General features: G+C 46.2%; 15 protein-coding genes. 7 read left to right on the top strand and 8 right to left on the bottom strand.

Annotated elements, in window-relative coordinates:
* Window positions 1–117: 117 nt before the first annotated feature.
* On the bottom strand, window positions 118–741 hold the full coding sequence (locus tag VFC92_12435) for an L-threonylcarbamoyladenylate synthase (protein ID HZK08989.1): 624 nt from the start codon (window positions 739–741) through the stop codon (window positions 118–120).
* 184 nt (window positions 742–925) lie between these two features.
* Here VFC92_12435 and cdaA point away from each other — a divergent pair, with 184 nt between their 5' ends.
* Entirely contained in the window at window positions 926–1,714 is a 789-nt protein-coding gene (cdaA, locus tag VFC92_12430) for a diadenylate cyclase CdaA (protein ID HZK08988.1), read from the top strand.
* A 116-nt stretch (window positions 1,715–1,830) separates the two neighbouring features.
* Here the strand turns inward: cdaA and VFC92_12425 are convergent, their stop codons facing one another.
* The 3 genes from VFC92_12425 to ruvX are packed head-to-tail and all read right to left on the bottom strand — an operon-like array spanning window position 1,831 to window position 3,402.
* Window positions 1,831–2,367, bottom strand: a complete 537-nt coding sequence (locus VFC92_12425; protein ID HZK08987.1) for a tetratricopeptide repeat protein — start codon at window positions 2,365–2,367, stop codon at window positions 1,831–1,833.
* 4 nt (window positions 2,368–2,371) lie between these two features.
* Window positions 2,372–2,953, bottom strand: coding sequence for a peptide deformylase (gene def, locus VFC92_12420; protein HZK08986.1), 582 nt, complete (start codon window positions 2,951–2,953; stop codon window positions 2,372–2,374).
* A gap of 11 nt (window positions 2,954–2,964) precedes the next feature.
* Window positions 2,965–3,402, bottom strand: coding sequence for a Holliday junction resolvase RuvX (gene ruvX / locus VFC92_12415; protein ID HZK08985.1), 438 nt, complete (start codon window positions 3,400–3,402; stop codon window positions 2,965–2,967).
* Window positions 3,403–3,528: 126 nt separating this feature from the next.
* On the opposite strand from ruvX, the gene VFC92_12410 reads away from it, so the two are divergent.
* The 3 genes from VFC92_12410 (at window position 3,529) to VFC92_12400 (ending at window position 6,174) form a co-directional block, all read left to right on the top strand.
* Window positions 3,529–4,344, top strand: a complete 816-nt coding sequence (locus tag VFC92_12410) for a 2,3,4,5-tetrahydropyridine-2,6-dicarboxylate N-succinyltransferase (GenBank protein HZK08984.1) — start codon at window positions 3,529–3,531, stop codon at window positions 4,342–4,344.
* A 184-nt stretch (window positions 4,345–4,528) separates the two neighbouring features.
* On the top strand, window positions 4,529–5,551 hold the full coding sequence (locus VFC92_12405) for a glycosyltransferase family 9 protein (protein ID HZK08983.1): 1,023 nt from the start codon (window positions 4,529–4,531) through the stop codon (window positions 5,549–5,551).
* A 35-nt stretch (window positions 5,552–5,586) separates the two neighbouring features.
* Window positions 5,587–6,174 carry an L-threonylcarbamoyladenylate synthase gene (locus VFC92_12400; protein HZK08982.1) on the top strand — a complete coding sequence of 196 codons (588 nt, stop codon included), beginning with the start codon at window positions 5,587–5,589 and terminating at the stop codon, window positions 6,172–6,174.
* Between the two features lie 90 nt (window positions 6,175–6,264).
* Here VFC92_12400 and VFC92_12395 read toward each other — a convergent pair whose 3' ends face one another.
* Genes VFC92_12395 through VFC92_12385 form a run of 3 tightly spaced genes read right to left on the bottom strand, consistent with a single transcriptional unit; the run spans window position 6,265 to window position 8,528 of the window.
* Window positions 6,265–7,092: a hypothetical protein gene (locus tag VFC92_12395; GenBank protein HZK08981.1), complete on the bottom strand. Its 828-nt coding sequence runs from the start codon at window positions 7,090–7,092 to the stop codon at window positions 6,265–6,267.
* Entirely contained in the window at window positions 7,089–7,985 is an 897-nt protein-coding gene (locus VFC92_12390; protein ID HZK08980.1) for an ATP-binding cassette domain-containing protein, read from the bottom strand. The genes VFC92_12395 and VFC92_12390 overlap by 4 nt, the downstream gene beginning before the upstream one ends.
* Window positions 7,986–8,003: 18 nt before the next feature.
* Window positions 8,004–8,528, bottom strand: a complete 525-nt coding sequence (locus tag VFC92_12385) for a TlpA disulfide reductase family protein (protein ID HZK08979.1) — start codon at window positions 8,526–8,528, stop codon at window positions 8,004–8,006.
* Between the two features lie 401 nt (window positions 8,529–8,929).
* On the opposite strand from VFC92_12385, the gene VFC92_12380 reads away from it, so the two are divergent.
* Entirely contained in the window at window positions 8,930–11,002 is a 2,073-nt protein-coding gene (locus tag VFC92_12380; protein HZK08978.1) for a thiamine pyrophosphate-dependent enzyme, read from the top strand.
* 63 nt (window positions 11,003–11,065) lie between these two features.
* On the opposite strand, the gene VFC92_12375 is transcribed toward VFC92_12380, so the two are convergent.
* The gene (locus VFC92_12375) at window positions 11,066–11,854 is read right to left on the bottom strand and encodes an FRG domain-containing protein (GenBank protein HZK08977.1); all 789 of its coding nucleotides are present in this window, start codon (window positions 11,852–11,854) and stop codon (window positions 11,066–11,068) included.
* Window positions 11,855–12,018: 164 nt separating this feature from the next.
* Between VFC92_12375 and VFC92_12370 the strand changes: the two genes are divergently transcribed.
* Together VFC92_12370 and VFC92_12365 are read left to right on the top strand one after the other, a co-directional pair.
* The gene (locus VFC92_12370) at window positions 12,019–12,543 is read left to right on the top strand and encodes an RNA polymerase sigma factor (protein HZK08976.1); all 525 of its coding nucleotides are present in this window, start codon (window positions 12,019–12,021) and stop codon (window positions 12,541–12,543) included.
* Window positions 12,543–13,217, top strand: a complete 675-nt coding sequence (locus tag VFC92_12365) for a hypothetical protein (protein ID HZK08975.1) — start codon at window positions 12,543–12,545, stop codon at window positions 13,215–13,217. Before VFC92_12370 ends, VFC92_12365 begins: the two co-directional genes overlap by 1 nt.
* Window position 13,218: the final 1 nt, after the last annotated feature.

Below are 13,218 nucleotides of genomic sequence, written 5' to 3'. Positions count from 1 at the left end.
ATCCATTTTTTAAAAATCCAAACTCCGACCAGATTATTTTTACGTAAAAACTGACATTACTTTTCAATAGGTTGAAATTGTGGGTTTTCGAAGGTGATTTTTCTTTTTATTAATCTATTAATATTTGAGTACATCGAGGCTTCCGAGGCCTTCGCGAACGATTTCGATGGTGTCGCCGGTGCAATCGAGCACACTCGAGGGATGGTTGCCACCAAAACCGCCATCAATGACAATATCCACAAGGTTTTGGTACTTCTCATAAATAAGTTCCGGATCGGTGGTGTATTCCAGCACGTCGTCGTCGTCGTGCACGGAGGTAGACATAATGGGATGCCCGAGCATTTTTACGATTTCGAGCGGAATGTTATTGTTAGGAATACGGATACCTACAGTTTTTTTACGGCTCTGGATGTATTTGGGCACTATGTTGCTTGCATTAAGGATAAATGTGTAGGGGCCGGGAAGCAGACTTTTCATGAGTTTGAAAAGATTGTTGTTGATAGGCTTTGTGTAATCGGACAACTCGCTTAAGTCGCTGCAGAGAAACGAAAAATTGGCTTTGTCGGCTTTTAAACCTTTGATTCGCGCGATGCGTTCGATGGCTTTCGACTTGAAGATGTCGCAGGTAAGGCCATAAATGGTGTCGGTAGGCGAAATCACTACACCGCCGTCGCGCAGACATTCCACCACCATTTCTATCTGTCGTTGGCTGGGAGTTTCCGGATGAATTTTTAATAGCATAGTTTCAGATTTTTACAAACAAAACTAAAACAGTAAAAGTAAACTATTTGTTTCTGCTTCATTTGAGAAATGACGAACAAAGCCTAACGGATAAACGCCAGACTCTTCCGGACTGGTTGGCGAATCGGGTGATGTAATCTTAATTTATTCACTACTTTTGGCCGCAATATTTTAACGACGCTTCATGCACACGCTATTTATTACTGCCTTTATCGATGTAAAACTTACCGACGTCATTGACGTGCTGCTGGTAGCATACCTGTTGTATGCTCTCTACAGCCTTTTGAAAGGCACTGCGGCTATCAATATCTTTTTTGGAATTGTGGCTATCTTTTTAATTTGGCGGTTGGTGACGGCGTTGCGTATGGAGATGTTCTCGGAGATACTTGGAGCCTTCATATCGGTAGGATTTATTGCGCTTATTGTGGTTTTTCAGCCCGAAATCAGGCAGTTCCTTTTGCTGCTGGGAACCCCACGATTTATGAATAAAAAGCGATCGCGGTGGTTTATGAAACTTAACCTCAGCAAGCCAACGCTGCTCGATGTGGATTCGATAGTAACTGCTTGTCGCAAAATGTCGGTAAGCGAAACCGGAGCTTTAATTATTTTGGCCAAAGTCAACGAGCTGCGGCAATATGTAGAAACGGGGCAGATTCTCGAAGCACAGATTTCGGACGAGATGCTGATGAGCATCTTTTTCAAAAACAGCCCCTTGCACGATGGCGCTGTCATCATCATCAATAATAAAATAAAATCGGCGCGGTCGATCCTGCCGGTGTCGAGCAACAAAAATATTCCGGTAGGGTTGGGGTTGCGGCACCGCGCTGCTGTGGGTGTCACCGAGCGCACTGACTCAATCGCCGTGGTGGTGTCAGAAGAAACCGGCGAAGTGTCGTATGTAAAAAAAGGGGTGATCATCCAAAACGTAAACCTGTCTCATCTTAAGAATTTCCTGGAGAAGGAGTTTAATTAGCAGGTAGTTTACGGTCTCAAGTCACCAGCCCTCAGTTTTAGCTCAGTCGGTACTTCTACGTCTTAGGAAGGCAGGCGAAAGCCAATCGTTGGAAACAACAAACAACAAACAACCAACTATTTATTGTCCACCAACGTGTCCTGCTGCGTCTGCTGAAATATCTCAATGAGTTCTTCGGGACTTTTTCCTAAATATTTCAGAGAGATTTCGGCATCTTTGGCAAAGTCGTTGTCGGGATATTTCTCAAGAAATTCCTCATAAATGGCTTTGGCTTTGTCGAGCCTGCCCAGATAATTTTCGTAGACGTATCCTTCCAGGAAAAACGCTTCGGGTACTTTGCGATAGTCAGGATATTCTTCGCGGATGCGCTGATAGAGGATGATAGCCTGGTTGGAGCGGTTGGTTGTCATGGCTACATCGGCAGCTCTAAAAAGATACCCGGGAGCCAGGCTGTCTTGCGGATAACTTTCGGCATAGCTGATGTAAACGTCGATGAGCTCGTTTATACGCGCTTGATCAATTATTCCGCTTTCGTCGAAAACGCTTTCTTCAGTTTTTGTGATCTGGTCGATGGCCTCGCGGCGCGAATTCTGACATGCGATCATCACCACCAGCAATAGCAGGACGGCGATGGGGAAAATGTTCTTTTTCATACACTTATTGCTTAACGAGTTTGGATTTTTTCAGGTTGGGAAAAATCATACGATAATCTACATCTACCTTTCCGTGTGCGATGTCATACAGCTTGCGACGCAGCAACGTCTTGCGCAGGCTGCTGATGCGCTCTACAAACAGAATTCCTTCCAGATGATCGTATTCGTGCTGAATGACGCGCGCCGGAAAACCTGTGTAGGTCTCTTCTTTCAGCTCCCATTTTTCATCATAATATTCGATGGTAATTTCGTCTTTGCGCGTCACATCTTCACGGATATTGGGGATGCTGAGGCAGCCTTCGTCGATGATTACGTCGCTGCCACTGGTGTTGAGGATGTATGGATTGATAAAAATCTTTTTGAAATCGGCTGTCTCAGGAATTTTATCAGCATAGGGTGTGCCGTCCACGATAAAAAGCCTGATCGACCTGTTTACCTGCGGAGCCGCCAGCCCGATGCCATCCGAATCATACATGGTTTCAAACATGTCGGCAATGAGTTGTTCAAGTTCCGGATAATTCTTATCGATTTCTTCGGCAACTTTTTTCAGCACAGGGTGTCCGTAAGCGGTAATTGGTAATAACATGATCAGAATATTTAAGATAAAGAATGTCCTTTTTTAAATGCCAGCATGTGCATGTACGACTGCAATATCAGCGTGGCGCTCACCGTATCCACCAGTTGTTTGTTTTGGCGCGCTTTCTTTTTAAGTCCGGCCTGCAACATCGCGTCATGTGCCATTCTTGAGGTAAATCGCTCGTCGAATCTCTCAACAACAACGTTTGGGAAATGTTTTTGAAGTTTTTTTACAAAAGGCTCCGTAAAACGTTGGGCATCAGAAGGCGTATTATCAAGCTGTCGCGGCAATCCCACAACAATTACATCAACCATTTGCTCATCGAAATATTTTTGAAGAAAGGCAATGACAGAGGCCGACGGCACCGTGGTGAGTCCTGTGGCAAAAAGGCGCAGCTCATCCGTCACAGCAATACCTGTGCGCTTTTGTCCGTAGTCGATAGCCATTATTCTTCCCACTGCAAATGTTTTATTTATTAATACCTGCACCCAAACGATGTGGTGTACATGGCGGCAAAATTATAAAGAATAAATGGAGTAGGTGATTTTTGTCTATTTTTGGCCGTAACCAAAACAAACTACACGATGAAAGCTGCACGAATGATCGTAGAAGAAGCTTGGGAGCACCGCGAAAAGCTCAATGAGCCAAAAACCATCGAGACCATCGAAAGCATCATCGCTATGCTCGACCGCGGTGAGATACGTGCGGCGGGTCGTATTGGCGACGAATGGAAGGTGAACGAATGGGTTAAAAAAGCGGTGATACTTTATTTCCCCATACGAAAAATGGAAACCAGCCAGGCAGGGCCGTTGGAGTTTCACGATAAGATGATGCTCAAACAGAATTATAGCGCCCTCGGCATACGCGTGGTGCCGCACGCTGTGGCGCGATATGGCGCCTACATTGCCCGGGGCGTAGTAATGATGCCAAGCTATGTGAATATCGGCGCATACATCGACAGCGGAACGATGGTGGATACATGGGCTACCGTAGGTTCGTGTGCACAGATTGGACAGAATGTGCATTTGAGCGGTGGGGTAGGGATTGGTGGCGTTTTGGAACCGGTGCAGGCCAGCCCGGTGATTATCGAAGACGGCTGCTTTATCGGGTCGCGCTGCATCATCGTGGAAGGAGTGCGCGTGGAACAGGAAGCTGTGCTGGGCGCCAATGTGGTGCTCACAGCCTCTACCAAAATTATTGATGTTACCAGCCATACGCCCATCGAAAGCAAAGGAGTGGTGCCGCGCAGGGCTGTGGTAATTCCCGGAACATTGACAAAATCTTTCCCCGCCGGCGATTATCAGGTACCTTGTGCACTCATCATCGGGCGGCGCAAACCTTCTACCGATCTGAAAACATCGCTCAATCAGGCGTTGCGCGAGTATGAGGTAGCTGTTTAAAAAATAAATTTCAACAAAACAAAAAACAAATAAATTCTAAATCACAAAATTCAAACTGAACTCAAAAAGTCACACCGTGAATAAAGCCGGGCTGATGGTGCAGGAATCAGAATATAGTTCCACGTTTTTAAACAATTCACGGTGTGACTGATTCTTTATTTTGAAAGTGAAAAGTTGATTTCTTATGAAAAAAAACACCATACGCCGAATTCTCATCCTGCAAACCGCTTCGATAGGCGATGTGGTGCTTGCCACACCTTTGATCGAAAAGCTTGCGGAATTTTATCCTGAGAGTGAAATTGATTTTCTGGTAAAGAAAGGCTTGCAGCAGGTGCTTACAGGTCATCCACTGTTACACGAGATATTGGTTTGGGATAAGTCTACCGACAAATACAAACATCTGTACAAGCTGCTCAAACACATACGGTCGCGCCGGTATGATGTAGTTGTTAATGTACATCGTTTTGCGGCAAGTGGTTTTCTTACCGCCTTTTCGGGAGCTGCTCTCCGTCTGGGGTTTGGTAAAAATCCCTTTTCGCTCTTTTACAGTCGGCGTCTTCCACACCACATTTCAGCTGATCCGGCCAAAAGCCAACACGAGACGCATCGCAATCTTTCGCTCATCAGCAGCATTACCGATGAGAATATGCAATATTTCCCAAAGCTTTATCCTTCGCAAGCCGACTACGCCAAAGTATCGCAATACAAAACACAAAAATATATTTGTATCGCGCCGGCCTCGCTGTGGTTCACAAAGCAGTTTCCTGCGGAAAAATGGATAGAATTTTTGAAGGCACTGGCACTGCAGGAGCAGGTGGCTGTATATTTTCTTGGTGGGCCGGACGATGAGCCGCTGTGCCGCAGAATTATCGACGAGTCCGGCTACCCGCTGAGCCTTAACCTTGCCGGAAAACTTTCCATATTGCAAACCACTGCGCTAATGAAAGATGCAGCCATGAACTTCGTGAACGACTCGGCACCTATGCATTTTGCCTCTGCTATGAATGCGCCCGTTACTGCAATCTTTTGCTCCACGGTACCCGCTTTCGGTTTCGGGCCGCTAAGCCATGATTCTGCTATTGTTGAAACAGATATTGCGCTAAGCTGCCGCCCATGTGGTCTCCACGGCTTCCAAAAATGTCCCGAAGGACATTTTAAATGTGCGCTCACCATCCCTATTGTAAAATTATTACGTCGAATTTCGTAATTTACTTATAGATTTGCAGCCACACAGGAGCACTCATGGACAATTCGCAACACAAACATATGCTGGCAGAAGTCGAAAAAACTGTTGCTGTTCTACGACAGGGCGGCACCATTTTGTATCCCACCGATACCATCTGGGGCATTGGCTGTGACGCTACAAACCAAAGGGCTGTAGAGAAAATTTACAAAATTAAGCAGCGCGTACTCGACAAAAGCTTGCTCATCCTGGTCGATTCAGTCCAACGCATCTACAGCTATGTAACTGAGGTCGATCCGCTCATCGAAGAGTTGGTGCAGAGTTTCGACCGGCCACTCACAGTCATTTATCCGCGTGCTAAGAATTTAGCCAAAGGCGTGGCTGCTTCTGACCGCTCCATTGGCATCCGCATGGTACGCGATGAATTTTGCCGGCAGGTGATCGGTAAACTGGATAAAGCCATCGTTTCTACATCCGCCAATATTTCGGGCGCCGCTACTCCATACCGGTTTCAACAGATTTCGGAGGAGGTAAAAGTTGCTGTGGATTATGTGGTGGATCTTTACCACGATAAGATCTCAGGCTTAAAACCTTCGCGCATTATCCGCATCAAAGAAAGAGGCGATTTTGAGGTGGTTAGGCCGTAGGGGAGGGGAAAGTAGGTTGTAAGTTGTAAGTAAAAAGTAGTGCCCCTAATAAAACCGACTGAGAACTGCCGACTGGAGGTTGAGGACTTCCTAAAGATCCCTTCGATTCAGATAGAGATAGATTGCCCCCAGAAAAAACGCCAGGTAAGCCAGACAGACACCAAAGTTTAACAGTGAGAGATGCTCCTGCAAAATCATACTCATGTCGAAATTAGGTGTTTTAACTTTTATCATCGATGAATTCACACCGGTAACAATTCCATTGATCGCGTTAAGCGGCAGGAACTTTTCATAATCATCATGTACATAATATTGTAGGATGAGCTCTAGGAAATTATACGAAAAAAGTGTGATGATAGCAAAGCCTGTTTTGCGTATTAATAAACCAACGAGCAGCGCAAAGGTGAGATAGGTGAATAGCTCCAGAAAATAAACACCCAAAAAATAGATGTGCCCGAAGATGGCACCGACAGTTTTGGTGGCCGAAAACCTTAATCCTAAATACATGCCGGCAGCGAATAGCGCCACCGTTGATATTAGCGTAAGCAAAAATACAACCGACAGTTTACCTAGCATAAACTGCGTGCGGCTGCGGCCGTGGATAATGTTGGAACGGATGGTAAGAAACGTAAATTCGTTGGAGATGAGGATGATTACCAGCAACGCCAGCAAAACTTTTATCGACCAGCGCCAGCCAGCCACGTAAGCGATATTTTGCCAGATGTCGGCAAAGTTGAAAGCTACAATTTTGAATGCCTTAATATAGACGTTGTCGTTTGTTTTATCGGCAATGAAATCCAGCATGGCCGGCAATCCGATGATCGTTGAGAATAGGGTAAAGAGATACAATCCCACCATGATCCAGAAGGCGCGGTAGCTCTTCAGTTTGAGCCATTCTATTTTTAGCAGCTCCGTCATGATTGTTGCTCCAACAATTTCAGCACTTCTTGTTCAAGGCTTTTGTGCCGCCGATTAAGGTGTGAAAGTACAATGCCTTTTTCGATGAGTAATCTGTTGAGCTCAGCAGGTGTAAGCTTTCCCTGTGAGCTCACAAGCAGTAGGTTGCCTTCTTTTTTAATATCAGAGATAACATCAATTTCTTCCAATGCAGATACAAGCTTTTCCTGATCATCAGTGCCGAGTTCCAGTACATCAGTTTCTTTGGAAAGCGCACCGATAGGGCCAGAAAAGAGTTTTTGTCCGCGTCGCAGAATAGCCACATGCGAACATATCTTTTGTACCTCATCGAGCAGATGGCTTGCCAGGATGATGGTTTGTCCGCTTCGTGCCAGATCGATAATCAGCTTGCGGATTTCGGCAATGCCCTGCGGATCCAGGCCGTTGGTTGGCTCGTCGAAGATGAGTACCTCGGGGCCACCCAACAATACCGATGCAATGGCCAGTCGCTGTTTCATGCCCAGGGAATAAGTCCTGAACTTGCTGTGACGCCGGTCGTAAAGACCCACCAGCTCCAACACTTCGTCGATACCCTGATACCCGATGCCTTTTATGTTGGCAATAATTTTTAGATTGTTGATGGCAGAGAGGTAAGGATAAAACACCGGACTTTCGAGTGTGGCTCCGATGCGCCGGCGTGCCAGGTGAGTAGGTTTTTGGCCAAACCAGGAAAAAGTGCCGCTGTCGGGTCGGGTGATGTCGAGCAGGATTCCCAGCGTGGTAGTCTTGCCGCTTCCATTGGGGCCCAGAATACCGAAAACCTCGCCCTTTAGCACTTCCAGGCTCAGATCATCGACAGCCCGGATAGCGCCGTAGCGTTTTGTAATTCCTTCTATTTTTAAAACTTCCTGCACCTCGGCGTTTTGGTTATTTTATTTCTTTCCGTATTTGAGAAAGGTTTCCTCCAGTATCTCTTCGGTGAGCTGGTGTCCGGCCAGGGACGGGAAGCCTTGCCAGCGAACGGTTCCTTGCGGATCGATAAGTACCACGTGCGGGATGCCTTTTACCTGAAAAATTTTCTTGAGCCGCCCCTGCGTATCAATGGCACTGTAGTATTCAATCATCGGCGCTTTCATCGATAGTACTTTGGCTTCCGGCTCATCCGAAAGGCCAATCACAACCATCTGATCTTTGTATTTCTCTGCCCATTTGTTTACCTGCGGAATGGAAATCTTGCAAGGGCCGCACCACGTAGCCCAAAAGTCGATCATTACAAATTTACCTTTGGTGTCGGGCTTCTCGCTAATCCATTTCTCTACCACCAGCTCCGGCGCTTTTTGGTGATAAAACGATTTGGCATATAAATTTTTCTGTGGAGTAACATCCTGTGCCTGAAGGCCAGAGGTGAGAAAAATACTTATCAGCGTAATTACAAAGTAGGTTTTGATGTTATGCATCTTGAGTTGATTGTAGTACAGTAAGTTTTATGAAGGGCGCAAATATAGTTATTCAGTTGAAACCTTCACTTTTTAGTTTTTTTTCAATGTCAATAAAATTGTTAATACAATGGTTGTACGTCTAAAGGTTTGTAATGTAGTAGTTTGGTAGCCGAAATCGACACTGTTGATTTTAATAATCCTTTTGCAGGAAAAGATTTGTTTTTCAAATGCAGCATCATCAGAGTACACGAAGCTGTCAATTAGTTCAAAGATGCATGGCTATTTAAAGATGCTCGGGCATGCGCCCGTGATCCAATCGTTCTATCCTTGTAATTCCATCCTGAACAAACCCCACACATGACTGTTTAGAGGGGCAGATAGCAAACATTTAAGATATTTTAGAAAAAAATTATTTTGGAATGAGTAATAGAAAGCAATTTGTCCTAACCAAAGAAGACAAGATTTGTAGCATTAAAGGCACTGAGCGCGACACGCTTAAGCAGTGGTATTATCTGATGACGCTGGGGCGTCAGCTCGACAACAAAGCTCCCAACTACCTGAAGCAGGCACTGGGCTGGTCGTATCATGCACCTTATGCCGGTCACGATGGTATCCAGCTTGCCATCGGGCAGCTTTTCGAGCGCGGAAAAGACCATCTTTTTCCGTATTATCGCGACATGCTAACGGCAATATCTGCCGGCCTCACCCCCGAAGAGATCATCCTCAACGGCCTGAGTAAAGCTACCGACATCGCCAGCGGCGGACGTCATATGTCCAACCATTTCGCCAAGCCTGTCTGGAATATCCACAACACCTCATCGGCTACCGGCAACCACACACTGCACGCAGTAGGAGTGGCCCGCGCTATGAAATATTATGGATCCGACGCGGTGGCCATCAGCTCGCAGGGCGAATCGTCCACATCCGAAGGGTATGTTTATGAGGCCATCAACGGCGCTTCCACTGAGCGGCTTCCGGTGATATTTGTCTTTCAGGACAATGGCTTCGGCATCTCTGTGCCCAAAGAACAGCAGACTGCTAATCCACGCGCTGCCGACAACTTCCATGGATTCAAAAACCTGCGTATCATTTATGCAAACGGCAAAGACCCCATCAACTCGATGAATGCCATGCTCAAAGCGCGGCGCATTGTCAAAGAAGAAGAAGTGCCGGTGATCGTTCATGCCAACTGTATTCGCATGGGCTCGCACTCCAACTCCGACCGCCATGAGCTTTACCGCGATGACGATGAACTAATGGAGATGGACTTGCTTGATCCTTTGTTGAAGTTTCGTGAACGACTCACGTACGCCGATATTTTTACCGAAAAAGAGCTTGATGAGATGGACGAGAAGGCAAAGAAAGAAATTTCTGCTGCCCACAAAAAAGTCCTCAAGGCGCCCAATCCCGATCCAAAATCAATTTTCGATTTTGTGATTCCAAAGCCTTTTGTTTCCGAGAAGTATCCAAAAGGTTTGCAGGGCAAAGAAAAGGGCCAGACCATGCGACTGATCGAAGCGCTCAACACTACACTTAAGACCGAGTTTCGCCACAATCCCGACACTTTTATCTGGGGTCAGGATATGGCCAATAAAGAAAAAGGCGGCATTTTTAATGTCTCCAAAGGTTTGCAGCAGGAGTTTGGCATCAAGCGGGTGTTTAATGCCCCTATTGCCGAAGATTTCATCATGGGCACCGCCAACGGCATGAGCCGTTTCGACAAAAAAATACGTATCGTAATAGAAGGCGCCGAGTTTGCCGACTATTTCTGGCCAGCCATGGAGCAGTTTGTCGAGATGACGCACGACTACTGGCGCAGCAATGGCGCCTTTGCACCCAACGTAACCATTCGTCTGGCGTCGGGAGGCTATATCGGTGGCGGGCTTTACCACTCGCAGACCATCGAAGGTGCCATGACTAATTTCCCAGGCATCCGCATCGTGTATCCTTCTTATGCCGACGATGCTGCCGGACTTTTGCGCACCAGTATGCGCAGCGAAGGTCCTACGCTTTTCCTCGAACCCAAAGCTCTTTATAACCATCCCGCCTCAGAAGCGGAGGTTCCTGAAGATTTTGAGGTTCCTTTTGGAATAGCACGGGTACGCCGCGAAGGTACCGACCTCTCCATTATTACATACGGCAACACCACGCATATGTCCGTTAAAGTTGCCGAACAACTCGAAAAAGACCACAACAAATCTGTAGAGGTGATCGACCTGCGTTCGTTGATCCCACTCGATAAAGAAACGGTGCTGGCCTCGGTGAAGAAAACCAACCGTGTGCTCATTGTGCACGAAGACAAAGTTTTTGGTGGATTTGGTGGCGAGCTTGCTGCCATGATTACCGATGAAGCTTTTGAATATCTCGATGCTCCTGTGCGCCGTGTAGGTTCTACCTTTACACCCGTAGGCTTCAACACGATACTGGAAAAAGCCATTCTTCCCAACGAAGAAAAAATATACCACGCCGCCAAGAAGTTGCTGGATTTTTAGACAAGATTTCGTTTTTGCTTTTAATAAAAAAAACCTGCCACAGCCAATCTGTAGCAGGTTTTTTCATTTTGGGCTGTAGTGCCGGCGCAGCCACTTGGTTAGGCCGTCGTAGCCCGGAAAGAGCACGCGCTCGTTGATGTTTACCTGGTCGAGCTTGTCGCGAATTTCCCATTTCATGCCAGCCGGAATGCGGATGCGAAAATAGAGCGATGGCCGCTCGGCAAGCCATGTGTCGAGCAGGCTCTCGGCGTGCGACATAAAGGTGAAGATGGCAAATTGATTCACGATGCGGTTGTCGAGCGAGGGCGACTCAAAAGCTACCACAAACTCCTCTTTTTCACTCGATAGCTCGCTCAGGCTGCGATATACGTTGTTGAGCATGGTGCTTGTAAAACTATTGGAGCCAACGCGGCAAAGTTCGTCGTAAAGCTCTTGCGGCAGGTAGTCTTTGGTTTTTTCGTAGTTGAGCGCCCAGATGATGCCGTCGCGGTCGTAGTTATCGAGTTCGGCGGTAGCAAAATGCAGCGCCACATACGGTGAATAGGTAAAATCGAGCAGTCGCGTGGGCAGCCCATGATGCTGTGCCAGCGCCAGCCAGTCCCATTCGGTATTGTTGATCTGGTCGGGGCGGTGCGAATATTTCTGGAAATTGCGCAGCAGATGAAACTCCAGCCGGCCATAGTCGCCACTCAGACGGATGAGCGAAGTTTTGAGCGTATAATTAAAATCAGACAAACCGCGGTAAATGTATGGCGACCGAATACGGCTGATGGCAGTATTGTAGGCATCATGAAAAAGCAACTCCTGCAGTTCGGCCCATGTGGCGGGCACCAGTTCTTTCTTTAGCTCCATCGTATAGATTTTTTTATCTGGACAAACTTACTGATTTTTCGATTAGCCAATATTTTTAAACTGATGAGGAAGGGTTTGGTTGTGCTGGCAACTTCAAAATAATTTTACTATCGGGCAACTATTTACATCTTTGAGGTCTCTAACCAACAGTGAGCAAATCAAACATGACATATCATTCCGAAAAGGAAATTATCGATGGTTGCCTGAAAAGCGAGAGAGCTGCACAAAAAGCGCTTTACGACCAGTTCAAAACCCGGATGTACACCCTTGCTTACCGCATTACCGGAAACTTTGACGATGCCAACGATGTGCTCCAGGAGGGGTTTTTACTCATCTTCCGGAACCTCCATACCTTTAAAGGTAATTCTAAACTCGGAAGTTGGATTCACACCATAATCGCCCGTGCAGCCATCCGCAAAATTAAAGAGCGGATTTATTTTGAGGATATCGAAAACACAGATACTTCCACCATTATCGACTGGGGCGCTGCCATCGACATCGACTATCTCGAAAAAGCGATTGCCAATTTGCCGGAAGGCTATCGTACCATTTTTACACTTTACGAAATCGAAGGTTTCAAACATCGCGAAATAGCAGAACTGATTGATATTTCGGAGAGTACTTCCAAGTCGCAACTTTTTAAAGCTAAAAAGATGTTGCGTGAAAATCTTGAAAACCTGGTCAACTGATGGAAAAGAACCGCAAAATATTGGATGAGGCTTTGCAGCAATTGCGCAGTTATACCCCGGACGAGAAGGTTTGGGAAGCGGTACAATCACAATTGGCTGAGGCAACAATAGCGGAAGGATTGTCGAAATTAAAATCCATTGTGCCACCGCAGAAAGTCTGGAACGCTATTGCCAACGAATTGGATAAGCATGAAAAAATCGGTCAGCTCAAGGAGTTCACGCCGGGTGATGAAATTTGGAACAGAATAGATGCTACGCTAAATGTGGAGGAGGCAAAGTCCCGTAAGCTTATTATTTTTAGATGGACAACTTTGCTGGCCGCTGCCGGTGTTGCAATCATTATGGCCTATTTCCTGTTATTTCCAAACCAACAAAAATCAAATATCAGCTACTCCGAAGAGGTCATCAAAATAGAAAAACCAGGCCATTGGCAGGAAGATGATGCGGAAATATCCAACCTTCTGAATGCTCTTTGCGCTGCCAATCCGATAGCGTGCAGCCAGCCCGACTTTAAAGAAAAACAAGAAGAACTGGATTATTTGAATGAGAAGAAATCGGAGATTCTTGAAAGATTGAATGTTTACGATCAGAATAAAGATTTGCAAATATTGCTCACCAAAATTGAATTGGAGAAAAATGAAATTGTGAAACAAATGATCTCAAAAACAATGTAAT

The organism is Bacteroidales bacterium (assembly GCA_035647615.1).
In the GTDB taxonomy this organism is placed as follows: Bacteria; Bacteroidota; Bacteroidia; order Bacteroidales; family 4484-276; genus SABY01.
The sequence above is the reverse complement of the archived record's forward strand: the minus strand, read 5'-3'. Positions and strand labels throughout refer to the sequence as shown.

Coding starts and splice junctions, on each gene's coding strand:
- VFC92_12425 (HZK08987.1), bottom strand. CDS start 2,367: ATGAAAAAGAACATTTTCCCCATCGCCGTCCTGCTATTGCTGGTGGTG.
- cdaA (HZK08988.1), top strand. CDS start 926: ATGCACACGCTATTTATTACTGCCTTTATCGATGTAAAACTTACCGAC.
- VFC92_12370 (HZK08976.1), top strand. CDS start 12,019: ATGACATATCATTCCGAAAAGGAAATTATCGATGGTTGCCTGAAAAGC.
- VFC92_12400 (HZK08982.1), top strand. CDS start 5,587: ATGGACAATTCGCAACACAAACATATGCTGGCAGAAGTCGAAAAAACT.
- VFC92_12380 (HZK08978.1), top strand. CDS start 8,930: ATGAGTAATAGAAAGCAATTTGTCCTAACCAAAGAAGACAAGATTTGT.
- VFC92_12365 (HZK08975.1), top strand. CDS start 12,543: ATGGAAAAGAACCGCAAAATATTGGATGAGGCTTTGCAGCAATTGCGC.
- VFC92_12375 (HZK08977.1), bottom strand. CDS start 11,854: ATGGAGCTAAAGAAAGAACTGGTGCCCGCCACATGGGCCGAACTGCAG.
- VFC92_12395 (HZK08981.1), bottom strand. CDS start 7,092: ATGACGGAGCTGCTAAAAATAGAATGGCTCAAACTGAAGAGCTACCGC.
- VFC92_12385 (HZK08979.1), bottom strand. CDS start 8,528: ATGCATAACATCAAAACCTACTTTGTAATTACGCTGATAAGTATTTTT.
- VFC92_12435 (HZK08989.1), bottom strand. CDS start 741: ATGCTATTAAAAATTCATCCGGAAACTCCCAGCCAACGACAGATAGAA.
- def (HZK08986.1), bottom strand. CDS start 2,953: ATGTTATTACCAATTACCGCTTACGGACACCCTGTGCTGAAAAAAGTT.
- VFC92_12410 (HZK08984.1), top strand. CDS start 3,529: ATGAAAGCTGCACGAATGATCGTAGAAGAAGCTTGGGAGCACCGCGAA.
- VFC92_12405 (HZK08983.1), top strand. CDS start 4,529: ATGAAAAAAAACACCATACGCCGAATTCTCATCCTGCAAACCGCTTCG.